The following is a 23,725-nucleotide window of genomic DNA, read 5'->3' on the forward strand; positions in this document are numbered from 1 at the left end:
AAAACTCATGGAAATTTAAGATAAAATAGTTAAAGAGGTGAACTGGCTAATGACAACGCAGTTGCAAGTTTTAAGTAGCTATTCTTTATTACAAAGTACCATTCGCTTGCCACAATTAATTCAGCAAGCAAAACAATTGGGATATCAATCAGTTGCTCTAACAGATGTTAACGTGACCTATGGTTTGGTAGACTTTTATCGGTTAGCTAAGCAAAATCATTTACGCCCGCTATTAGGGATGACGTTGTTAATTCCCGGGTTATTAGATCAAGAAAATGATTATCCACTAATTGTGCTTGCCAAAAATGTTCGTGGATATCATAATTTATTAAAATTATCTACGCAAATTCAGACACAAACGACGGCGCTAGATTTAACACAATTTTCCTCATTATTAACGGATTTAGTCTTAATTGTTCCTCAGGGGCGCAGTGAATTAGAAGTTTTATTAACGCGCCATCAACAACAAGCACCCGAATATTTACAACGGTTACAGCAAATCAAACCCCATGATTTGTATGTTGGTTTAGATTTACGTAATTTTACAACAGAGCAAATTAATTTACGGCAGCGGTTAAGTCAACTACAAAATTTGGCTTGTGTGATTTTAGATGATGTTCAATACTTGCAACCCCAAGATGCTTTTAGTCAAGAGGTATTGCAGCATGTAGCAACAGGAGATAAGTTGACGACGACAACTAATACGCAAGATCATTCGTTACGTTCAGCCCAAGCTTGTCAAAAGCAATGCCTTAATTTGAATTTACAAACAGCTTGGCAGCAAACTTTAGCATTAGCACAAGAATGTCAAGTCGAATTACAGTTTCAACGCACCCAGTTACCTCATTTTGCCACGCCAAAACATTTAACTGCTGCTCAATATTTAACTGAGCTGGCGCGAGCAGGATTAAAACAGTATTTTGCGCCCCAATCCATTCCAAAGAATTATCAGCAGCGGTTAGCATATGAATTACGAGTTATTAACCAAATGGGTTACGCGGATTATTTTTTGATTGTTCGAGATGTTGTGCAAAAAGCACATCAATTGCAGATTCTAACCGGACCAGGGCGGGGCTCAGCAGCTAGTTCGTTAGTCAGTTTTGCTTTACAAATTACCCAAATTGATCCTTTAAAATATGATTTATTATTTGAACGCTTTTTAAACCCAGAACGCGTTGATATGCCAGATATTGATTTGGATATTCCTGATAATCGCCGGGAAGAACTAGTGCAATATATGCAGCAAAAATATGGTCAAGAACACATGGCGCAAATCATCACGTTTGGTACTTTTGCAGCTAAACAGGCCTTAAGAGATGTAGGACGTGTAATGGGATTGAGTCAGGTTGAATTAAAGCGCTGGTCTCAAGCAATTCCGCAGCAATTGGGGATTAAATTGGCTACAGCTTATCAACAATCTTCAGCGTTACGGACTTTGGTGGGACAATCTAGTCAAAATCAAACTCTATTCCAGGTAGCACAGCAAATTGAAGGCTTACCACGACATTTTTCGACCCATGCTGCAGGGATTGTCTTGAGTCAACAACCATTAACGGACACCGTCGCTTTACAAGTGGGGGGGAGTGAAGGTACTTGGTTAACTCAGCAAACGAAGGGTAATGTGGAAGCTTTAGGACTTTTAAAAATTGATTTTTTAGGTTTACGTAATCTGACAATTTTGGCGCAAGCTTTAGAATTAGTTCAGCAATCTCAACAAGTCACAATTGCCCCCATGCAAATTCCATTGAATGATCCAGACACTTTGCAACTTTTTAAAACGGCCCAAACAGACGGTATCTTTCAATTTGAATCGCGCGGCATTCGTTCGGTTTTACGCCAATTAAAACCTGATGATTTTGCTGATATTGTGGCAGTTAATGCTTTGTATCGTCCTGGTCCCATGCAAAATATTGCCCATTTTATAGCGCGCAAACATCATCAAGAACCTATTACTTATCCTGATGATTCCTTGAAAGAAATTTTACGACCCACTTATGGTATTTTGATTTATCAAGAACAGGTTATGCAAGTGGTAGCGCAAATGGCCGGTTTTAGCTTGGCCCAAGCGGATTTATTACGCCGTGCTATTGCCAAAAAAGATAGCCAAATTATGCAACAACAGCGGCAACAATTTATCCAACAAGCCGTGAGTCGCGGTCATCAATTAAAAAATGCACAGCAAGTTTTTGAATATATAGAAAAGTTTGCTAATTACGGTTTTAATAAAGCTCATTCGGTAGCGTATAGTCAATTAGCTTATACGTTGGCTTATTTAAAGGTTCATTATCCGCAGGCTTTTTTTGCAGCTTTATTAAACGCTAATTTGAATAGTGATAAAACTATCATTTATTTACAAGATTTACGACAACAAAAGATTAAACTGCTCAGCCCCGATATTAATTTAAGTACCCTCAATTTTACGATTGAACAGCAGAGTTTACGTTTTGGGTTATTGTTTATTAAACACGTTCGTCGTGATTTTTTGCAAAATATTTTGCAAGTTCGACAACAAGGTCAATTTACAAGTCTGTTAGATTTTGTCAAACGAATTGATGAACGTTTTCGCAATGTAGAACTGATTACGCCGTTGATTAAAAGTGGTTGTTTTGATCGCTTACATGAAAATCGCAGACAAATTGTTGACCAGTTACCGGATCTCTTGGAAAGCTTACATTTGGCGCATAATAGTATTTCTTTGTTTGATGTTTTAAAACCCAAAGCTAAAAAAATTCCAGATTATAGTCATTTGGAAAAATTGGATCAGGAACAACAATATTTAGGTAGTTACATTTCGGGACATCCGGTTGATAAATACCAGACTTTAAAGTGGCTGTATCCCATTGTTTCTAGCCAACAATTGGTTGTTGGTCAAACGGCCAATATTTTGTTATTTATTCAGAATATTAAAGTGATTCGAACTAAAAAAGGGCAACAAATGGCTTTTGTAACCGGAAGCGATCAGTTAGGAACTCTTAAAGTGACGGTCTTTCCCCGCACTTTTCAAACGATAGATTTAATTAAAAATCAGGTGTATCTAATACGGGTGAAAGTTACCACCGATCAGCAGCAACGCCCAGAATTAATCGCTGATAAAATATTCAAAGCAGCTCCGTTATTAAAAAAGGTGCCGCCACATCGCGTGTTTGTTAAATTTCAGAAAAAAGATCCAAAACATATTAAAAAATTAATGACTTTAACCCAAAAATATCCCGGAGAGACGCCAGTAATTGCTTGTTTTTCTGAAAATAGTGAAAATTTTTTATTGAATCGAAAATATTGGATTAAATACGATGAACAAAGCCGCAATTCGTTAATTCAGGCCTTCGGCAAAACTAATTGTAGTTATCAATAAAGCAACTTTTCTGGAAAGTAGTACTGTTTTTTTTCGAAAATAATGGTATATTTTGTATGTAGTTTCATTAACTGTGAGGTGTGATGATGAAAAAAATTGGTGTCATGACTAGTGGTGGCGATGCGCCCGGAATGAATGCCGCTATTCGTGCGGTAGCGCGGCGAGCAATGTCACTAGGCTTTGAAGTGTACGGGATTAATTATGGTTATGCTGGATTAGTCGCTGGTGATATTTTTAAGATGGAACGTTCTGACGTTGGTGATATTATTACGCGGGGCGGTACTATGCTGTATTCTGCTCGTTATCCAGAGTTTGCTCAAGTTGAAGGCCAACTTAAAGGAATTGAGCAATTGAAGAAGTTTGGTATTGATGCGCTAGTGGTTATCGGCGGTGATGGTTCTTATCACGGTGCTTTGCGTTTAACCGAGCATGGCTATAATGCGGTTGGGTTACCAGGAACCATTGATAACGATATTCCGTATACTGATTTTACAATTGGGTTTGATACTGCGGTTAATACTGTAGTGGAATCCATTGATAAAATTCGTGATACTGCGGCTAGTCATGAACGAACTTTTGTGATTGAAGTGATGGGCCGTGGTGCTGGTGATATTGCCTTGTGGGCTGGTGTTGCTGGTGGTGCTGATGAGATTATTATTCCCGAAAAAGAATTCGATATTGCCCAAATTGCGCAAAATATTCAAGCTTTACGGGCGCGTGGCAAAAAGCACACAATTATTGTGCTGGCTGAAGGAGTCATGCATGCCGATGAATTTATGGAGCAATTAAAACAATATGGTGATTTTGATGCTCGAAGTACAGTCTTAGGTCATGTCCAACGTGGTGGTTCTCCGACAGCTCGTGATCGCGTACTTGCTAGCAAAATGGGAGCTTATGCGGTTGATTTGTTGGCTGAAGGTAAAGGCGGCATTGCTATTGGTACAGAAAATAATCAATTAACCTATCATCCAATGACCGATTTATTTGACGAAAAACATCAACCAGATTTAAGCTTATACGGTATAAACAAGTCTTTAGCTAAGTAATATTTTCTGGTATGCTAATTAAGTTGTGTGATTAATTTATTTGAGGAGAAAATTAATGAAAAGAACTAAAATTGTTAGTACTTTAGGACCTGCAAGTAACGATGTTGAAACAATTTCTAAATTGATTGAAGCAGGTGCTAATGTCTTTCGCTTTAACTTTTCTCATGGTGACCATGAAGAACATTTGTCACGGATGAAAATGGTTAAAGAAGCTGAAAAGTTAACTGGTAAAATCGTTGGTATTATGTTAGATACTAAAGGTGCAGAAATTCGGACGACTGTTCAAGAAGGCGGTAAGTTTGAAGCTCATACTGGTGATGTAATTCGCGTTTCGATGGATCCTGATTTTACAGGTAATCCTGAAAAAATTGCAGTGACTTATCCTGGTTTATATGATGACACTCATGTTGGTGGTCACGTCTTAATCGATGATGGTTTGGTTGATTTAAAGATTACTGAAAAAGACGAAGCTCATAAAGAATTAGTTACTGTTGTACAAAATGATGGTGTTATTGGTTCTAAGAAGGGTGTTAATGCGCCTGGCGTGGAAATTCGCTTACCAGGTATTACCGAAAAAGATACTGATGATATCAACTTCGGTTTAGATCACAACATTAACTACATCTCTGCTAGTTTTGTACGGAAAGCTCAAGATGTGTTAGACATTCGTGAATTATTGGAAGCTAAGCATCAAGAACAAGTTCAAATTTTCCCTAAAATTGAATCACAAGAAGGTATTGATAACATTGATGAAATCTTAAAGGTTTCTGATGGTTTGATGGTTGCTCGTGGTGATATGGGTGTGGAAATTCCATTTGAAAACGTCCCATTTGTTCAAAAAGATTTAATCAAAAAGTGCAATGCTTTAGGTAAGCCGGTTATTACTGCTACACAAATGTTAGACTCGATGCAAGAAAATCCACGTCCTACACGGGCTGAAGTTACTGATGTTGCCAATGCTGTGTTAGATGGTACTGATGCCACAATGTTATCTGGTGAAAGTGCTAATGGTGATTATCCTGTGCAAGCTGTTGATGCTATGAGCCGCATTGATGTACGGACACAAGAACAACTTGATGGTGCCAATACTTTAGCTTTACAACGTTTTGAAGAATATAAGGGTTCTAACGCAACAGAATCCATTGGTGAATCTGTAGTGCGGACAGCCCAAGAATTAGGTATCAAGACGATTGTTACAGCTACTAATTCTGGTTATACAGCACGGATGATTTCTAAATATCGTCCAAGTGCGGATATTTTAGCCGTTACTTTTGATGAAAAAGTTCAACGTGGTTTGACAGTTAACTGGGGTGTTTATCCAGTTGTTGCAGATCGTCCAGAAAACACAGATGAAATGTTTGACTTAGCAGCGCAAAAAGCTCAAGAATTAGGCTTTGCTAAGGAAGGCGATTTGATTTTAATTGTTGCCGGTGTGCCAGTTGGCGAAAGTGGTACAACTAATTTGATGAAAGTTCAATTAATTGGTTCTAACTTAGTCAAAGGCCAAGGCGTTGGTGATGAAACAGTAATTGGTAAAGTAACTGTTGCCCATAGTGCTCAAGAAGCTATTGATAAAATGAGTGATCAAGATATCTTGGTTGTCGAAAATACTGATAAAGACTATTTCCCAGCTATTGAAAAAGCTAGTGCCTTAGTGGTAGAAAATGGTGGTTTAACATCTAATGCTGCAGTCGTGGGAATTGCTTTAAGTATTCCAGTTATTGTTGGTGCTCAAGATGCTACTAAGTTAATTAAAGATGATGAAGTTATTACTGTTGATTCACGTCGTGGTAATGTTTACCGTGGTGCTTCGAACTCACTTTAAAGTTCAATTAATTAATTAGTAAAAAAGTAGGATTAATTTCCTGCTTTTTATTTTGCCTTCAAATTGTCACTAAGAGTCGCCAAGCAAGAAAGACGATTATATGGTAAGATGTTGAATATTGAGGAGATTTTATGGAGAGTTGGTTATTTTTAGCTATTATCTTAGTAGTAGCTTTTTTAAGCAAAAATAATTCATTATTAATTGCTACATTAGTGGTATTAATTTTAAAAGCTTTACCGCAAACGGGGCATTTACTGGGTGTGATTCGTTCACAAGGAATTAATTGGGGGGTCACTGTCATTTCGGTTGCCATTTTGGTTCCGATAGCCACTGGAGAAGTGGGTTTTCGTGATTTGATTAATGCTTTTAAGTCACCTGCAGGTTATGTAGCTGTGCTTTGTGGAATTCTCGTTGCTATTTTGTCCGCTAAGGGTGTTCACTTACTGTCGGCGTCTCCAGAAATGACGGTGGCGTTAGTTTTCGGTACGATTGTGGGAGTGGTCGTTTTTAAAGGTATTGCTGCTGGCCCAGTTATTGCTTCAGGCATTGCATACTGTATTTTAACGGTGTTAGCGAATATTGGAATTAAATAAAATGAGGTGCTAACTTGGAATTACAAGATTTATTAGGAACTATTCAAACTGGTCAAGTCATTGACCAAAATCAAAATGCTTATTTTGTCTCAATTGCAGGACAAACGTTTCAAACACCTAAAGAACAGGTTGAAAAACCAGTTGATAATTTACAAGGTTATCTGTATGAAAATAAGGCCCACAAATTAATTTTAACGCCACAAATTCCCACTGTTGGTGTAGGGAGTTTTGGTTGGGGCGAAGTAGTTGATGTGCGGACTGACTTAGGAGTATTTGTGAATATTGGCTTGCCCGACAAAGACTTAGTCGTGTCATTAGATGATTTACCAGAACTCAAAAAATTGTGGCCGCAAAAAGGTGATCGCTTATTATTAAGTGTAAAAGTTGATCGCAAAAATCGCATGTGGGGCAAGTTGGCTGATGCTAATATTTTTCAACAAATTAGTCGCCGCGCTAATCAAAATTTACAAAATAAAAATGTTCAAGCTACTGTTTATCGTCTTAAGATGAGTGGCACCTTTGTTTTGACTAATGATTATCATTTGGGCTTTATTCATCCTAGTCAACGAGAAGTAGAACCTCGTTTAGGTCAGGTAGTTAAAGCGCGCGTCATTGGTAGTAGTTTTGATCATTTAAATTTATCACTGAAACCGCGGGCTTATGAAGAGATTGGTGATGATGCGGCTATGGTTTTGGCTGTGTTAAAGCATCAACCTAATTTTGATTTGCCATATAACGATAAGAGTGATCCCCAAGAGATTAAACGCTATTTTGGTATTAGCAAGAGCAGTTTTAAGCGGGCTTTGGGGCATTTGTTAAAGCAACAGTTAATTGAACAAACTGCTACAGGAATTGTTCTTAAAAATAAAGAGTAGACACTTATGTTAGTTAAGTATAGTCATAATTATCAAAAAATTGCGATGGGCTTTTTATCGTATATGCCAGAGTTGAAAGATTTAGATCATGTGCGTATGGAATTGCAATTATATAATGACAATCAACAGCATCAATTGTTTTTGTATAAACCTCAACAAAATACGGATTTTATTGGGGCGGTAGCATTAGAAGTGCAGCCACAAATTATTTTGGTGCGTTATATTTCGTTGAGTCCCGCCGAGCGTTCACAACAGATAATGTTTCAGATTTTGGATGAAGTTCAGGAATATTATCCAGATGATAAAATTATGGGCAGTATAGAACTAACACCACTAATCATACGCTGGCAAAAAAATAGCTGAATGCTGCGGGATTGCTAATGCTAAAGTTATTTCATGGCGTACGACTTGAGCTTTTAGATCATTAATTGCTTTGCTCCGGTATCAAAAAATATTAGGTGGTCAGTAGTGGAACAACTAGAGTTAATTTTAACTGATTTTCAGGGTCCCCTGGATTTGTTATTACATTTAATTAAAAAATCACAAATTAATATTTACGATATTCCGATTGCCGCAGTGACGCAACAATATTTAGATTATCTGCATCGAATGCAATCTTTGCAGTTGGATATTGCGGGTGATTATTTGGTTATGGCGGCGACCTTGATGCGGATTAAAAGTCAATTATTATTGCCGCAAACTCCGGTATTTGATGATGATTTGGCAGAGGATGTAGTTGACCCTAGAACAGATTTGGTCGCTCAATTATTGACTTATCAAGCTTATCAGGCGACTGCTCAAGATTTACAGGAATTAGAACATCAACGTCGGCAGTTGTATAGTCGCCCTCCAAGCACAGTTGCGGCTCCGCATCAGCGGAGTTTGCGACCAGGAACTTATTTTGGTAATGACTTAGCATTATGTTTGGTTAAATTATTAGATCGGTTGCAGCAACAAACTGATTTGGCGCAATTGCCGTTTTTAGAAACTATTTCGGTGACGCAAGCGCAAGAGCAAATTATGCAACAATTGCAGCAGAAACACCAATTAACTTTTCAGCAATTGTTGCAACAGAGTGCTCAGGTTGAAGAAGTAGTTACCAAATTTATGGGATTATTGGAATTAGTTAAAGATCAAACGGTTTTAGTCACACAAATTGATTATCAAAGTGATATTTTGGTAAAGTTGAGGTAAAAATAAGTGCAGCAAGAATTAATCGTCTTGTTATTTGTCGCGGGTGAGCAGGGTTTATCCTTGCAGGATTTAGCCACTTTATTAAACAAAGACTTAGCCAGTGTGCGGCAACAATTGTCCGACCTAACTGAAGTCTTAGAGACTACTGACCAGTATCCTTTGATAATTAAGCAATTTGGTGAGCAGTATCAGTTATTAACCAAAGCTAAATATCATGATTTGTTAGATCAATATTGGCAGACTGAGCAAGCTAATAAGTTGAGTACTGCTGCACTAGAAGTTGTAGCAATCATTGCTTATCAGCAACCGGTCACACGCATTGAAATCGATGAGATCCGTGGTGTGAAAAATAGTAGTGCGACTTTACAAACATTGCTTGTCCGGCAACTAATTAAAGTGACAGGCCATAAAGATGCCCCCGGACGTCCCATGATGTATGGTACTACGAAGGAATTTTTAAATTACTTTGGATTAACATCGTTGGCAGATTTACCACCATTAGCGGCATTTCAAGAACAAAATTTGGATCAGCAAGGAAATGTTGATTTATTTTCAAAAAAGGATAGAGACGAATGAAACAGACAGAACGATTGCAAAAATTGATTGCCAATGCGGGAGTTACTTCGCGCCGGAAAGCAGAAGATTTAATTACGGCGGGGAGAGTGCAAGTTAATGGCAAAGTAATTCGCGAGTTAGGGAGTAAATTTTCCACACACGACTTGATTGAAGTCGATGGCGTAGCGATTGAAAAACGGCCCAAAGTCTATTTGTTATTTTATAAGCCACGCGGGGTGATTTCATCGGTTCATGATGAAAAGGGACGCAAAGTAGTAACGGATTATTTTAAAGATATTATTGATACGAGAATTTATCCAGTAGGACGTTTGGATTATGATACTTCCGGTTTATTACTAATGACGAATGATGGCGATCTAACTAACCATTTATTACATCCAAGTAATCAAGTTAATAAGGTTTATATTGCTAAATTATCTGGGATTGTAACTTCTCAAGCGTTAGAACAATTACGACATGGAGTTAAGATCAAGGGCCGTAAGACTGCTCCAGCTAAATCGGAAATTATGAGTATTGATCGTCAACGGCAAACTTCACTAGTAAAACTAGTGATCCACGAAGGCATGAATCATCAAGTTAAGGAAATGTTTAAACAAGTCGGCTTTAATGTGGTAAAATTAAGACGAGAGCAAGTTGGATTCTTAACGTTAGATGGTCTAGTATCTGGCGACTGGCGCTTTTTGACGCAAGATGAAGTCAAAGCTCTTAAAAAATTATAATAAATATCGTTTTCAAGGCAAGGTGAAATTCCTGACCGGCGGTGATAGCCCGCAACCCAGCAATGGTGGATTTGGTGTAATTCCAAAAGCCGATGGTATAGTCCAGATGATAGAAAACGCAAGATCATTATTTAATGGTCTCATTTGCCTTGCAACGATTTGTTGGAGGTCTTTTTTTATGGAAAGAAGTAAGTTAGCGCACAATAAAGTCATTGGTGGTGCTTTATTAACCGCTTTGGCAACTTTAGTAATGTATATTGAAATTCCATTGATTCCAGGCTTTTCTTTTTTGAAAATGGATGTTAGTGATGTTGTGGTGTTATTGGCCTTTGGTCTTTATGGAATGTCGACCGGAACGTTAGTAGCTTTTTGTAAAGTATTATTACATTGGGTGTTAATGGGAATGAATGTAGCTAGTTTAATTGGTGATTTTTCATCACTCTTGTCTAGCTTGGCATTTATTATTCCGATTGTTTTGTTACTGCGTAACGATCATGCTAATTGGTTAGCTTACGGTTGTGGAACTTTGAGTTTAACTATTGTGCTGTCTTTGGCTAACTACTTTATTTTAATGCCCTTATATATGACCGTTCTGAATTTTCATATCGGAATGCCGGTGGCAAAATACGTATTATTTGGGGTTGTGCCATTTAATTTAGTTAAAGGTGTTATTAATTCGATTTTGAGCATTTTATTAACTAGACGTTTAAAATTTTGATAAAAAAATCTTCAGTTTTTTCTTTTTTAATGAAATTTATCCATTTAACTGGTAAACTTAATAGTTATTAGAGGTGAGATTAATGAGCGATAAAAAACCTAAACTTTGGGAAGCAACATTTGGAGATTCTGCTGATCAAAAAGATACATCATCTGTGACAGACTCTACAACGCCAGAAACTTCTGCAGAGTATTCACGGGTTCAACGTAAAGAAACTCAAAAAAGTAATAAGGTTTTGGTTTGGTCATTAGTGATCGTGCTACTGGCAATTATGTGTTTGCCAATTGTTTGGTCGGCTGTTTCAGCCGGTCATCAAAAGACGGCAGTTGATAGTACTAGTCAAGTGGCAGTTAGTTCGAAGCCTAAAAGTACTGCAACTCATAAAAAAGCAAAAAAGCAAAAAGCTAAAAAAGTAGCATCACATTTGAATCAGTCGACCAATAAAAAATCTGAATCTCCATCTGATAAGACTGCTAAGGAAACTACAACTAATCAGCCGGAAACTACTAATACACAACAAAGTCCAACGAATAATACCGCTGCAGCTGATAATAATACTGCCGAGCAGGCTAATACTAATCAGCAAGCAACTACGGCAGCAAGTTCTTCGGCAACTAATTCTTCTTATTATGTTGTACAAGCTCATGATAATGCTTATCGAATTGCACTTAATCATGGGATGACAACTCAGCAGTTATACCAATTAAATGGAATGTCTAGTAACACCGTGTTACGACCAGGGATGCGCTTGCGTGTTCACTAAATTTTGAGAGGCTGGGAGCAAAAGTCATCAAGTAGTTGAATGAAATTTTTAAGTCTAAAACTGAATGAAAGACTTTAAAATCGTTAGACTCAAACTGCTGACTTTTGAAACACAATAATGACTGAATGTTCATTTTGTTAGATGAGTATGAGTCTTATTGGCCCAACCTCTTTTACTGTTATTAGGAGTGCTTAAATGCAAATAGCTATTGATGGACCAGCTTCTGCTGGTAAAAGTACAATTGCAAAAGCAGTTGCACAAAAATTAAATTTTTTATATGTTGATACGGGAGCTATGTATCGCGCAGCCACTTGGTTAGCGACGCAATTGCAGCTTGATTACGGTGCTGAAGCTGCAATTGTTCAAGCGTTGCAAGCCAATCCAGTTACTTTTCGATTAGAAAATCAACAACAGTTAGTTTACGCCGGTCAAGAAGATGTCACGGCGGCAATTCGGACACCAATCATTGCGCAAAATGTTTCACAAGTTTCGGCGTTACAAGGGGTACGGACATTGTTAGTGCAACAACAACGAGCATTGGCACAAAACAACGATGTAGTCATGGATGGCCGAGACATTGGAACGGTGGTCTTACCCCACGCACAAGTTAAAATTTTTATGACAGCGAGTGTTCAAGAACGTGCACAGCGGCGTTATCAAGAAAATTTAACTCGTAAAATTACCACACCTTTAGCCCAAATTGAAGAAGAGATTACGCAACGTGATTATAAAGACTCTCATCGAAGTATTTCACCATTAATTCAGGCGAAAGATGCGCAAATTCTTGATACGACTGGCTTGAACATTGATCAAGTTATTGACAAAGCACTGCAAATTATTCAAATAAAATTAAAGAATTAATTAATAGCACTGGTAATTGAAGTGATTTTACATTAAGATAGATTTCGAACGATGGCGAGGAGGATGTAAAAATGGCTGAAGAGAATAACAGCATAAATCCCATGGAGCAAGCGCTTGATAGTTTTGATCAAGTACAAATTGGCGATGTGGTTACCGCGGAGGTATTATCAGTTGAAGACAATCAACTGGTTGTAGGTATTGATAATTCTGGAGTTGAAGGAGTTGTCCCACTGCGTGAACTAACTGCAGATCGGAAGGCTGATATTCATAAGCTGGCACAAGTTGGCGATAAATTAGAATTATTAGTCGTGCGGCATTCTGCGAGTGACAAAGAAGACGGTAGTTTTATTTTATCTCAACGCCGTATTGAAAATCAAAAAGCCTACGCTAAAATGGCTGATTTGATGAATCAAGATACTACAGTTCAAGGAAAAGTTACCGGAACTGTCAAAAGTGGTTTGTTAGTTGAAGTGGACGGTTTGCGTGGTTTCATTCCGGCTTCGATGATTTCAGATCATTTTGTTCGTGATTTAAAGCCTTACGTTGGCCAAACTTTAGATTTGAAAATTATTGAAGTGCAACCAGCTAAGAATCGCTTTGTTTTATCACATAAAGAAATTGCAGCTCAAGAAAAGAAGCAACGTGAAGCTGAAGTTATGGAACGAATCTTACCAGGTGATATTATCGAAGCTAAGGTTTCTCGTTTAACTAGTTTTGGCGCCTTTATTGATTTAGGCGGTATGGACGGCTTAGTTCATGTTTCACAAATTTCTTATGAACGAGTTAATCAGCCAGCTGATGTTTTAGAAGTTGGGCAAGAAGTTAAAGTTAAAGTTTTAGATGTTGATAAAGAACGTGGACGAATTTCTTTGTCTATTAAAGCTGCACAACCAGGGCCTTGGGAAAGTGTTTCCGAAAAGATTGCCGTTGGTGATGAAATTGACGGTGTCGTCAAGCGTTTGACTGATTTTGGCGCCTTTGTTGAAGTCTTACCAGGGGTTGAAGGATTGGTTCATGTCTCCCAAATTTCTTGGAATCATGTTGATAAGCCAGCCGATGTTTTACAAGTTGGTCAACAAGTTCACATGAAAGTCTTAAATGTCGATCCAGAGCAAAAGCGTTTAGGTCTGTCAATTAAAGAATTAACGGAAAATCCGCATGCTAAAAAAGAAGCTGAATCTCAAGAAGAAGAGATTGATTACACTTTGCCTGATGAAGAACGTGGTTTTGCTTTAGGTGATATTGTGGATGATGAAAATTCTCAAAATTAATCAAACTTATTGTGCAAAAGCTGACTCTTTGGAGCCAGTTTTTTTGATTAAATAATTTTAAGAAGGTGAAAATATGGCAATGCCAGTAGTGGCGTTAGTTGGACGCCCCAACGTTGGAAAATCTACCTTGTTTAACCGAATTGCGAGTGAACGAATCGCTATTGTTGAAGATACTCCTGGAGTAACTCGCGATCGGATTTATACGCATGCTGAATGGTTAAATAAACAATTTACGGTGATTGATACAGGCGGAATTACTTTAGAAGATACAACGCTCAACCAAGAAATTAAAAGCCAAGCAGAAATTGCCATCGACGAAGCTGATGTCATTGTGATGGTTGTTGATGGTCGGGTGGGCGTCGTTAAAGAAGATGAAACGGTAGCTCATATCTTGTTTCAAGCTAAGAAGCCCGTCGTTTTAGCAGTTAATAAGGCCGATAATTTAGAGCAGCGTCAAGATATTTATGAATTTTATACGTTAGGTTTAGGTGAACCATTCCCCGTTTCCGGAGTTCATGGTACAGGTTTGGGAGATTTATTAGATCAAGTGGTTCAAAGTTTCCCTGATGACCAATTAGTTGATGAAGATCCTGCTATTAAATTTAGCTTTATTGGACGACCGAATGTTGGTAAGTCGTCATTAGTTAATGCCATTTTAGGCGAACGGCGTGTAATTGTTTCCAATATGGAAGGGACGACACGTGATTCGATTGATACCAGTTTTGTTGATGATGAAGACCAATTGTATACGATGATTGATACTGCGGGCATTCGTAAACGTGGTAAAGTATATGAAAACACGGAAAAGTATTCAGTGATGCGGGCTATGCGCGCGATTGATCGTAGTGATGTAGTCGTTATGGTGATTGATGGCGAGCAAGGGATTCGTGAGCAAGATAAACGAGTTGCTGGTTTAGCGCACGAAGCTGGTCGTGGGGTCATTATTGCGGTTAATAAGTGGGATGCTGTCCAACATAAAGATCAAAAAACGATGCAAGAATTTACAGATTATTTGCGCCAAGAATTTCGATATTTAAATTATGCACCAATTGTTTTTGTTTCAGCACTGAAAAACCAACGCTTAGATCAAATTGTTGAACTAGTAACGGCAGTTTATGAAAACCAAAATCGGCGGATTCAATCGTCATTGCTGAATGATTTATTGTTAAAAGCTACTGCAATTGCGCCAGCACCAACTGTGAAAAATAAACGTTTGCGGCTATATTATTTGACGCAAGTTGCGGTTAATCCACCAACCTTTGTCGCTTTTGTGAATGATCCAGAGCTCTTTCATTTTTCGTATGAGCGCTTTATTGTTAATCAGTTACGGGAAATGTTTGATTTTACTGGTACGCCGATTAAGATCATTGCGCGAATGCGGAAATAGACTGTTTTGGTGGATTTAAATAAAATTTTTATTAAGAATTACAAAAGTTCGTAAAAAAATGTGATTATTCCTTGCTAGCTTGGGAATCTTATGATAATTTGTTAAAGAATGATGGTGTGGTAGTCGTCATTTTGATTAAGTAATGATCACTTCATTGCTTCACGGAGGTGAAAAAAATTATGGCAAATAAAGCAGAATTAATTCAAAATGTAGCTGAAAAAACTGGTTTAACTAAGAAGGATTCTACTGCTGCAGTTGATGCAGTTTTCAGTTCTATCCAAGAAAGTTTAGTTAAGGGCGAAAAAGTTCAATTAATTGGTTTTGGTAATTTTGAAGTTCGTCATCGTGCTGCTCGTAAGGGTCGCAACCCACAAACGAATGAAGAAATCACAATTCCTGCTAGTGATGTTCCTGCCTTCAAACCAGGTAAGACATTAAAAGACGCAGTTAAATAATTTTTTAAAAGATTGTTTATCACGGGCGATTATAATATTTGTTATAATCGTCTTAGCTTACATAAGGAAATTGTTCTGGGAAAATGTGCTTAACCGCTGGTCAGCTAATTAAGTCCGCTTTTCCCAACTATTATTTATTTATCGGTATAATTGATAAGGATGCAACTAGCCTGAAATAGAAGTTAGGACAAAAGTAGATGAGAAGTTGCGTACTAACGATATTCCAGATTAAAGTCTGAACTTTAATTTTCGAATTGTATAAAGTTAGATACGAGCTACTGACTTTGGGAATATTATCAAAAGAAAATGTTCGTCTCAATTGACGCCAAATTCTTTGGGTCCTAGTTTCTTGAAGGTTTATGCGACAATACTAAATCTAAAAGTTATTAAAAAACTAGTCATTAAAACTGACTTTTGGAAATTGCTGATTAAGTAGTTTTTTCAGAGGATTTTATATAACTTGGGAGTTTTTAAATACTTTAGTGATTGTTGTGCTAGTCGTACCCTTATTTTTTTGGATCAAAAGTGTCAAATTGATTTAGAAAATATTTTATGACAGATGTAATACTGGTAAGTCTCTTAATTTGTGTTATCTTGAAATTAACGGAATTAAAGGAGTATTTTAAATGACATATAGCAAACAGGCGGTGGCGGCTTTACAACAAGGCGATTTTGACCATGGACAGTCACTGTTAAAACAAGCTTTACAGCGTGATTCTGTAGATGATTTGTATGAAGCGGCACAACAGCTACAGCAGTCAGGATTAGTGGATAGTGCAATTGTAGTTTATCGCTCCTTGTTAAAACAATTGCCTCAGGAGGATATTCTAAAAGTCAATTTAGCAGAGACACTGATTTCTAATGATGAAGTTGATGAAGCAACCAATTTGTTGGCACAAATTCAGGCAGATTCACCGGCTTATGTCGCATCATTAATGGTTAGTGCGGATCTTTATCAAACCTTAGGTCTTTATGAGGTTAGTGAGCAAAAATTGCAACAAGCATTAAAATTAGCGCCACAGGAACAAGTGATTCAATTTGCGTTAGCGGAATTATATTTTAACGAAAATCAATTTCAACAAGCAGCTGATTATTATGAGCAGTTAATTGATCAAGATGTTTTCGAATTTTCGGGAATTTCACTGTACCAACGCTTAGCTGCAGCGCAAGTTGGACTGGGTGATTATGAAGCGGCGGAGGCCAGTTATCAACAAACTACACCCGAATTTTTAAATGCGGATAATCTATATAATTATGCTAATCTGGAATTAGAATTAAAACATTATCAACAAGCACAGACTTTAATTGAACAATTATTACAACTAGCACCGGATTATACTTCGGGTTATATTTTGGAAAGTCGCTTAAATTTGGCCCAGAATCAGCCAGCTGCGGCATTTAAAGCAGCTCAACAAGGATTGAGCTATGATCCTTATAGTGAATTGTTATATGAATTGGTAGCTACCAGTGCACAACGACTAGGTGATTTAGACCCAGCAGTGACTTTATTAAAACAAGGTTTGAAGATGTTAGATGCGCCAACTAGTTTAATTTTAGCTTTGAGTCAAATTTATTTATTAAAAAATGAACATCAAGCAAATTTGGATTTGTTGGACCAATATGCAGATCAGTTGCGTGATGATGGACAAGCACAATGGAACCGGGCCCGCTCCTTGAGTGCTCTCGAACAAATTTCGGCCGCCCAAACGGCTTTTTTGAGTGTTTATGATCAATTTAAGGATAATCCTAATTATTTAAAGGACTTGATTGCTTTATTACGAAAAAGTTCAGCTCCAGATTTGCTGAAAAATGCTGTTCATAATTATCTAAAATTAGTACCTGACGATTGGGAAATGAATGAGTTGGAACAGGAGTTGAATTTAAACAATGAGAATTGAACATTTTCCGACTGCGATTGCAGCAGCAATTCCTGTTTTAGAGCAAATTAATGCGGCTGGCTTTGAGGCCTACTTTGTTGGTGGTTGTGTCCGTGACATGTTATTACAACGGCCGATTCATGATGTGGACTTGGCGACTAGTGCCTATCCGGCAGAAATCAAAGCTATTTTTAACCATACTGCAGATACCGGAATTGATCATGGAACAGTGACCGTCATTACTGCTCATCAGACTTATGAAATTACCACTTTTCGGACTGAATCGGGGTATCAAGATTATCGTCGTCCTGACCATGTAGAGTTTGTGCGGTCTTTAAAACAAGATTTAAAACGCCGCGATTTTACGATCAATGCATTAGCTATGACGACTCAGGGTCAGATTATTGACTTATTTGGGGGAGTAGCTGATTTACAACACCGCCGGATTAAAGCCGTTGGCAATCCTCAAGAACGTTTTCACGAAGATGCTTTGCGCATGCTTCGCGCGGTCCGCTTTCAAGCACAGCTCGACTTTACAATCGATGCTGCGACACAAGCAGGGATTGCAGCTAATGCGGATTTATTGTCTAAAATTGCGGTTGAACGAATTCGCGATGAGTGGCTGAAATTAATGCAAGCACCGTGTTGGCAAGCCGGTTTAGAAACGATGCTACAAACACAATTGAATCGGTATTGTCCACAACTGGCTGATGCTCAAGTATCCGAATTATTAACGTTAGATGCCCAGCTAAATTTACAAAATCAAACGCAAGTTTGGACTTTATTGGGCTGGCAATGGCAGCTGGATAAAGCCCAATTGTTACAATTTTTGAAAGCTTGGAAATTGGCGAATGCTGTTATTAAAGTCACCATGAAGAGCGTGCAATTATTGCAACAATTACCACAACTAACGACTTGGGATATTTACCAGGCTCAAAAACCAGTGGTCCAAAATTGTTGCCAATTGTTGGGCTTGTTAAATCAAAAAGATCAAGCACAGCAATTGGCAGCAGTTTATCAACAATTGCCCATTAAAAGTAGTCATGATTTGGCAGTGGACGGACAATTGCTCATGCAAGAATTAAACTTGAAACCGGGGCCAAAGATTGGTCAAGATTTATTGTGGATTCAGCAACAAATTGTAAGTCGACAATTAGCTAACCAGCAACAAGAAATACTCAAAGCTTTACGACAACGTGATGCTCAGATTAAAGGTGATTAAGTTATGAAAATGTTTAGTGTCAATAATTTGCAACAATCATTTGGAGCACGAACTTTATTTAAGCAAGTTAATTTTAAAATTCAACAACCGGATCGCATTGGCTTGTTAGGATTAAACGGGGTTGGTAAAACGACGCTACTTAATTCTTTGGTTGATGAAACTTTACTCAAGCAAGGTGTGATTGACCATCCGCGCGATTATCAAATTAGCTACTTGAAGCAGAATCCGTATTTAGATCCGCAAAAAACGGTGTTAGAGGCCATTTTACAGGGGGACGAACCCTTGTATGTCAGTGTGCGGCAATACGAAGCAGCATTAAGTCAATATAGTAGAGATAGCGATAATCCCCAAGTTGCGCAGAACTTTTTTCAAGCACAAGAACAAATGGATCGCATTGATGGTTGGGAGTTTCAAGCAACTGTCGAAACGATTTTGACGAAATTAGGCATTACTGAATTTAATCAACGAATTCAAGAATTGTCGGGTGGTCAGGTGCGCCGAGTCAGTTTAGCGCAAATTTTAGTTTCTGATTCTGATTTATTAATCTTAGATGAACCGACTAATCACTTGGATGAAACAGCTATCAGCTGGCTAGCTAATTTTTTAAATAATTATGCTGGTGCTGTGATTTTCGTGACCCATGACCGCTACTTTTTAAACTTAGTTGCTAATCGTATTTTTGAATTAAGTAATCAAACATTACAAGAATATAGTGGTAATTATGAAGACTATTTACAAAAGCGGGCCCAAAATGAGGCCACTTTAGCAGCAACGAGACAACACCAGCAGAATTTATACCGCCATGAATTAAAATGGATTCGGGCTGGGGTTCAGGCCCGAGGAACCAAACAAAATGCCCGTGTGGAGCGGTTTAAAGAACTAAGTCAAACTTTAAAAAATCAATCTCAGTTTTCAGAGCAACAACTCAATATTGATATACAACACCAACGCTTGGGTAAAGATGTATTCGAATTAAAACAAGCACAATTGGCATTTGGCCAACAAGTCTTATTACAAGATTTAACATTAAGAATTAATTCTGGTGAGCATGTAGGAATTATTGGCGCTAACGGTGCCGGAAAAACCACTTTTTTGAATGTTTTGGCAGGTCGCCAGCAGTTAACAAAGGGTCAATTAAATGTTGGTCAAACAGTTAAAATTGGTTATTATACGCAACAAGTAGAACAAATGGACCCAAGCCAACGAGTAATTACTTATCTAGAATCTATTGGCCAAAATGTGGCTAACAGTGAGGGCGATAAGATGTCAGCTTCACAATTACTGGAACAATTTTTATTTTCTCCTAAACAGCAGGGGGCGTTTATTCGTGACTTATCCGGCGGTGAACAACGGCGGCTATATCTGTTAGCCATTCTCATTCAACAACCGAATGTTTTATTGTTTGATGAACCAACTAATAATTTGGATATTGAAACCATGACAATTCTGGAAGATTATTTAACCCAGTTTAGTGGTAGTGTCATTACGGTTTCGCATGATCGTTATTTTTTGGACAAAATTACTGATGATTTATTAATTTTCCACGGTCACGGTCAAGTGCAGCGTTATTGGGGTTCTTATTCACAATATTTAACAAGTAATCAAACTAAAGCGAAGAAAGCCGCGTCAAATAAAGCGGCTGCGCCGCAAGTCAAAACAGCGCCAACTAATAAATTAACTTATGCGCAACAATTGGAATTAAAAGATCTAGAGCCTAAAATCACTCGGTTAGAACAACAAAAAGCGCATTTAGAACAGTTAATGAGTACGGAAGGTAATAATTATCAAGAAATTTTGAAGCATCAAACAGAACTGACTGAGGTTAAACAGCAATTAGATATGGCGAGTGATCGGTGGTTAGAATTAGCAGAGAGGGATAACTAATGGCAACAACTAAAAATGAAGAACAGTATTTACAGTTGTTACACACGGTTTTAACGACGGGGCAATTTAAGACGGATCGCACTCAGACGGGAACTTATAGTTTGTTTGGTTACCAAATGAAGTTTGATTTACAAGATAGTTTCCCCCTGTTAACGACTAAAAAAGTCCCTTTTGGTTTGATTAAATCGGAATTATTATGGTTTTTACGGGGTGATAGTAATATTAAGTATTTATTACAACATAATAACCATATTTGGGATGAATGGGCTTTTCAAAAATATGTCCAAAGTTCTGCTTACCAAGGTCCCGATATGACAGACTTTGGGCACCGAGCATTACAAGATGCGCAGTTCAATCAGGAATATCAACGACAAAAGCAATTGTTTTGCCAACAAATTTTACAAGATGATCAGTTTGCGCAAAAATTTGGTGACTTGGGTAATGTCTATGGGAAACAGTGGCGTCATTGGCAAGCTGACGGACAAGAAATTGATCAAATTGCCCAGGTGATTGAACAAATTCAAACGAATCCTGATTCTCGCCGACTAATTGTGACAGCTTGGAATCCGGCAGAATTAAAAACCATGGCTCTTCCTCCTTGCCACACCTTGTTTCAGTTTTATGTTAACGATGGTTATTTGTCGTGCCAGTTATATCAACGGAGTGCAGATTTGTTTTTGGGTGTGCCGTTTAATATTGCCAGTTATGCGTTATTAACACAATTAATTGCCCAAGTAACGCATTTAAAACCGGGAAAATTGATTCATACCTTGGGTGACGCCCATATTTATCAAAATCATTTAGCCCAAGTTAAATTGCAACTACAACGTCAACCAACGGCGGGACCGCAACTGGTTTTAGATCCGCAAATAACGAGTATTGATCAGTTAACGTTGCAACAAATTGACTTACAAAATTATCATCCCCAGTCCAGTATTTCGGCCCCCGTGGCTGTTTAAGGAGTAAAGCATGCTAGCATATATTTGGGCCGAAGATCAAAATCACTTAATTGGCCAAAACGGGCATTTGCCGTGGCAGTTACCAGCAGATTTACATTATTTAAAACAAACAACGCTACACAGTACAATCGTGATGGGTTCTAAAACTTTGCGTAGTTTTCCTCATGCGCGACCTTTGCCAGAACGGAGAAATATCGTTTTGACACATTTTCCTGAGCAATTTTCGCAAACAGCCGACTTAACCGTGGCGACCTCGCAAAGGGAAATTGAGCAGTTAATTAGTCACGATGAGCGGGTATTTATCTTTGGAGGACCAGCTTTATTTACTATGTTTGCCCAGCAAGTTCAACGTTTATATGTAACTAAAATCGCCGCACAATTTAGCGGCGATACGTGGATGATTCCCATTGATTACCAACAATTTCAACTCATTAAGCGACAAACTGGTCAAGTTGATGACCAAAATCTTTGGGCTCATGAATTTTTAGTTTATCAACGGCGAGATCATTATAAAAATAAATAAACTGAGAAAAACATCAAAGTGGTACCCAGCATCACAAAGATGTGCCAAATAACGTGAATGTATTTAATGCCCCGCATTGTATACAGTAAAGCGCCAATAGTGAAGGCAATTCCTCCAAAAAACAGGAGCAAAATTCCAGTAGTACCTAAGGAATGATGTAGGGGCTTCATGGCTAAAATGACTAACCATCCCATGATAACGTACAGGCTAGTATCAATGATAGGGTGCGCGCCCAAGTTAAAAATTTTGTAAATGATGCCACCAATAGTAATGATCCAAATAGTACTTAATAAAACAATATTAAATGGTGCGGGGATTCCGAGTAGACAAAAAGGTGTGTAAGTCCCCGCAATTAATAAGAAGATAGAACTGTGGTCTAGAATCTGAAAAATGTGTTGAGCTTTAGTAAAGTAAAGACTATGAAAAAGTGTTGAACAAAGATACAAAAAAATAAGTGTACAGCTATAAATTAAGTAGGCGCTCAAAGTTTTAGCCATGGGGTGCTGATGGACAGCTTTAATAATTAATAATACAGTACCGGCGATCGCCAGTAGTAGACCGATTCCGTGAGTAATGGCACTGAAGATTTCGTTAGTAATTCGGTAAATTTTCGAAGTTTTTTGAGGTTTGGCAAAAATATTGGTCAAGACAAGCGCTCCTTTAATTAATAAAAATGTGCTAAAGTTGTGAACGTTTGATACAATCTTTAAGTAAACAACTCTTTTAGAGATTATAGCTTAAAGACCTGAAATGATAAAGGTAGGTTTCCACAAATGACAAATGTAAAAATCTTAACAGATTCTTCTGTGCAACTGACACCAAAAGAAATTACAGACTATCAAATTACAGTAGTGCCATTAACTGTTGAAATTGATAATCAACAATATGTTGATGGTCAAGACATTACTCGCCAGGAATTTTCCCAAAAAATGTTGGCTAGTACTAATTTTCCGAAAACGAGTCAACCACCCATCGGTCGCTTTGTCGAGGCCTTTAACAAATTAGGTCAAGATGGCAGTGAGGTATTGGCCATTACCTTGACTAAGGGATTAAGTGGTACGGTAGATGCTGCCAAGCAAGCAGCAGAGTTGACTTCCACCAAAGTGACCGTGGTTGATAGTGGTTCAACAGATCGAGGAATGGCTTTTCAAGTTTTAGCAGCTGCGAAAATGGCACAGCAGAAAAAAACAGTGGCCGAAATTTTACCCGCGATTAAACATATTGCTGAACAAACGCAATTATACGTTTGTATTCCTCATCCAGAAAATATTATTAAAGGCGGCCGTCTAGGCAAAATGGCTGCGACATTGACGTCATTATTAAATATTGATGTGGTTGTGCAGTTACAAAATCATAAATTGACGATTGCCAAAAAGGGACGCGGAATTAAAGTGATTAAGAATTTTATTCAATCACGTATTGAAGATATTGATGCACATGGCGACCAAATTAGTGAAATTGGCATGTCTTATGTGAGTGATGATACTTTGCCGCAACAAATTAAACAACAAGTTCAAGCTCAATTTCCGCAGATTAAGACCACAATTGAACTAACTAGTCCGATTATTATGACCCATACTGGCGAGGGTGCCTTTGCGATTATTTATTATCGGCAATAATAAGCG

The 23,725-nt window shown here is 37.9% G+C and carries 22 protein-coding genes and 1 riboswitch; of the genes, 21 read left to right on the forward strand and 1 reads right to left on the reverse strand.

What is annotated here, in order from left to right:
* Positions 1 to 49 precede the first annotated feature (49 nt).
* The 20 genes from dnaE (at position 50) to AC3B5B_RS07365 (ending at position 22,100) form a co-directional block, all read left to right on the forward strand.
* Complete coding sequence (gene dnaE, locus AC3B5B_RS07270) at positions 50 to 3,352, forward strand: DNA polymerase III subunit alpha (RefSeq protein ID WP_489769740.1); 3,303 nt, start codon at positions 50 to 52, stop codon at positions 3,350 to 3,352.
* Between the two features lie 86 nt (positions 3,353 to 3,438).
* Complete coding sequence (gene pfkA / locus AC3B5B_RS07275; protein ID WP_489757902.1) at positions 3,439 to 4,398, forward strand: 6-phosphofructokinase; 960 nt, start codon at positions 3,439 to 3,441, stop codon at positions 4,396 to 4,398.
* A 55-nt stretch (positions 4,399 to 4,453) separates the two neighbouring features.
* The gene (gene pyk, locus AC3B5B_RS07280) at positions 4,454 to 6,223 is read left to right on the forward strand and encodes a pyruvate kinase (protein WP_489757903.1); all 1,770 of its coding nucleotides are present in this window, start codon (positions 4,454 to 4,456) and stop codon (positions 6,221 to 6,223) included.
* A gap of 131 nt (positions 6,224 to 6,354) precedes the next feature.
* The gene (locus AC3B5B_RS07285; RefSeq protein ID WP_489757904.1) at positions 6,355 to 6,816 is read left to right on the forward strand and encodes a DUF441 domain-containing protein; all 462 of its coding nucleotides are present in this window, start codon (positions 6,355 to 6,357) and stop codon (positions 6,814 to 6,816) included.
* 14 nt (positions 6,817 to 6,830) lie between these two features.
* Entirely contained in the window at positions 6,831 to 7,691 is an 861-nt protein-coding gene (locus AC3B5B_RS07290; RefSeq protein ID WP_489757905.1) for a CvfB family protein, read from the forward strand.
* 6 nt (positions 7,692 to 7,697) lie between these two features.
* Entirely contained in the window at positions 7,698 to 8,054 is a 357-nt protein-coding gene (locus AC3B5B_RS07295) for an N-acetyltransferase (RefSeq protein ID WP_489757906.1), read from the forward strand.
* A 105-nt stretch (positions 8,055 to 8,159) separates the two neighbouring features.
* Complete coding sequence (locus AC3B5B_RS07300; RefSeq protein WP_489757907.1) at positions 8,160 to 8,885, forward strand: segregation and condensation protein A; 726 nt, start codon at positions 8,160 to 8,162, stop codon at positions 8,883 to 8,885.
* A gap of 6 nt (positions 8,886 to 8,891) precedes the next feature.
* On the forward strand, positions 8,892 to 9,461 hold the full coding sequence (gene scpB / locus AC3B5B_RS07305) for an SMC-Scp complex subunit ScpB (RefSeq protein WP_489757908.1): 570 nt from the start codon (positions 8,892 to 8,894) through the stop codon (positions 9,459 to 9,461).
* A complete protein-coding gene (locus tag AC3B5B_RS07310) occupies positions 9,458 to 10,180 on the forward strand; it encodes a pseudouridine synthase (protein ID WP_489757909.1) in 723 nt (240 codons plus the stop codon). Before scpB ends, AC3B5B_RS07310 begins: the two co-directional genes overlap by 4 nt.
* 4 nt (positions 10,181 to 10,184) lie before the next feature.
* Positions 10,185 to 10,302: riboswitch (FMN riboswitch) on the forward strand.
* Positions 10,303 to 10,358: 56 nt separating this feature from the next.
* Positions 10,359 to 10,898: an ECF transporter S component gene (locus AC3B5B_RS07315; protein WP_489757910.1), complete on the forward strand. Its 540-nt coding sequence runs from the start codon at positions 10,359 to 10,361 to the stop codon at positions 10,896 to 10,898.
* A gap of 82 nt (positions 10,899 to 10,980) precedes the next feature.
* Positions 10,981 to 11,661: a LysM peptidoglycan-binding domain-containing protein gene (locus AC3B5B_RS07320; RefSeq protein ID WP_489757911.1), complete on the forward strand. Its 681-nt coding sequence runs from the start codon at positions 10,981 to 10,983 to the stop codon at positions 11,659 to 11,661.
* Between the two features lie 195 nt (positions 11,662 to 11,856).
* Entirely contained in the window at positions 11,857 to 12,522 is a 666-nt protein-coding gene (gene cmk, locus AC3B5B_RS07325) for a (d)CMP kinase (protein WP_489757912.1), read from the forward strand.
* A 71-nt stretch (positions 12,523 to 12,593) separates the two neighbouring features.
* Positions 12,594 to 13,793 carry a 30S ribosomal protein S1 gene (rpsA, locus tag AC3B5B_RS07330; protein ID WP_489757913.1) on the forward strand — a complete coding sequence of 400 codons (1,200 nt, stop codon included), beginning with the start codon at positions 12,594 to 12,596 and terminating at the stop codon, positions 13,791 to 13,793.
* Positions 13,794 to 13,866: 73 nt separating this feature from the next.
* Complete coding sequence (der, locus tag AC3B5B_RS07335; protein WP_489769741.1) at positions 13,867 to 15,180, forward strand: ribosome biogenesis GTPase Der; 1,314 nt, start codon at positions 13,867 to 13,869, stop codon at positions 15,178 to 15,180.
* 179 nt (positions 15,181 to 15,359) lie between these two features.
* Positions 15,360 to 15,635, forward strand: coding sequence for an HU family DNA-binding protein (locus AC3B5B_RS07340; protein ID WP_489757915.1), 276 nt, complete (start codon positions 15,360 to 15,362; stop codon positions 15,633 to 15,635).
* A gap of 626 nt (positions 15,636 to 16,261) precedes the next feature.
* Positions 16,262 to 17,533 (forward strand): tetratricopeptide repeat protein, encoded by a 1,272-nt coding sequence (locus tag AC3B5B_RS07345; protein WP_489769742.1) that lies wholly within the window; start codon positions 16,262 to 16,264, stop codon positions 17,531 to 17,533.
* The gene (locus AC3B5B_RS07350; protein ID WP_489769743.1) at positions 17,523 to 18,734 is read left to right on the forward strand and encodes a CCA tRNA nucleotidyltransferase; all 1,212 of its coding nucleotides are present in this window, start codon (positions 17,523 to 17,525) and stop codon (positions 18,732 to 18,734) included. Before AC3B5B_RS07345 ends, AC3B5B_RS07350 begins: the two co-directional genes overlap by 11 nt.
* A gap of 3 nt (positions 18,735 to 18,737) precedes the next feature.
* Entirely contained in the window at positions 18,738 to 20,618 is a 1,881-nt protein-coding gene (locus AC3B5B_RS07355; protein ID WP_489757918.1) for an ABC-F family ATP-binding cassette domain-containing protein, read from the forward strand.
* Positions 20,618 to 21,577, forward strand: coding sequence for a thymidylate synthase (locus AC3B5B_RS07360; RefSeq protein WP_489769744.1), 960 nt, complete (start codon positions 20,618 to 20,620; stop codon positions 21,575 to 21,577). Before AC3B5B_RS07355 ends, AC3B5B_RS07360 begins: the two co-directional genes overlap by 1 nt.
* 10 nt (positions 21,578 to 21,587) lie before the next feature.
* On the forward strand, positions 21,588 to 22,100 hold the full coding sequence (locus AC3B5B_RS07365; RefSeq protein WP_489757920.1) for a dihydrofolate reductase: 513 nt from the start codon (positions 21,588 to 21,590) through the stop codon (positions 22,098 to 22,100).
* Here AC3B5B_RS07365 and trhA read toward each other — a convergent pair.
* Complete coding sequence (trhA, locus tag AC3B5B_RS07370) at positions 22,085 to 22,747, reverse strand: PAQR family membrane homeostasis protein TrhA (RefSeq protein WP_489757921.1); 663 nt, start codon at positions 22,745 to 22,747, stop codon at positions 22,085 to 22,087. The genes AC3B5B_RS07365 and trhA overlap by 16 nt on opposite strands.
* A 126-nt stretch (positions 22,748 to 22,873) precedes the next feature.
* On the opposite strand from trhA, the gene AC3B5B_RS07375 reads away from it, so the two are divergent.
* Positions 22,874 to 23,719, forward strand: coding sequence for a DegV family protein (locus AC3B5B_RS07375; protein WP_489757922.1), 846 nt, complete (start codon positions 22,874 to 22,876; stop codon positions 23,717 to 23,719).
* Positions 23,720 to 23,725 lie beyond the last annotated feature (6 nt).

It is taken from the genome of Bombilactobacillus sp. ESL1187 (assembly GCF_058107155.1).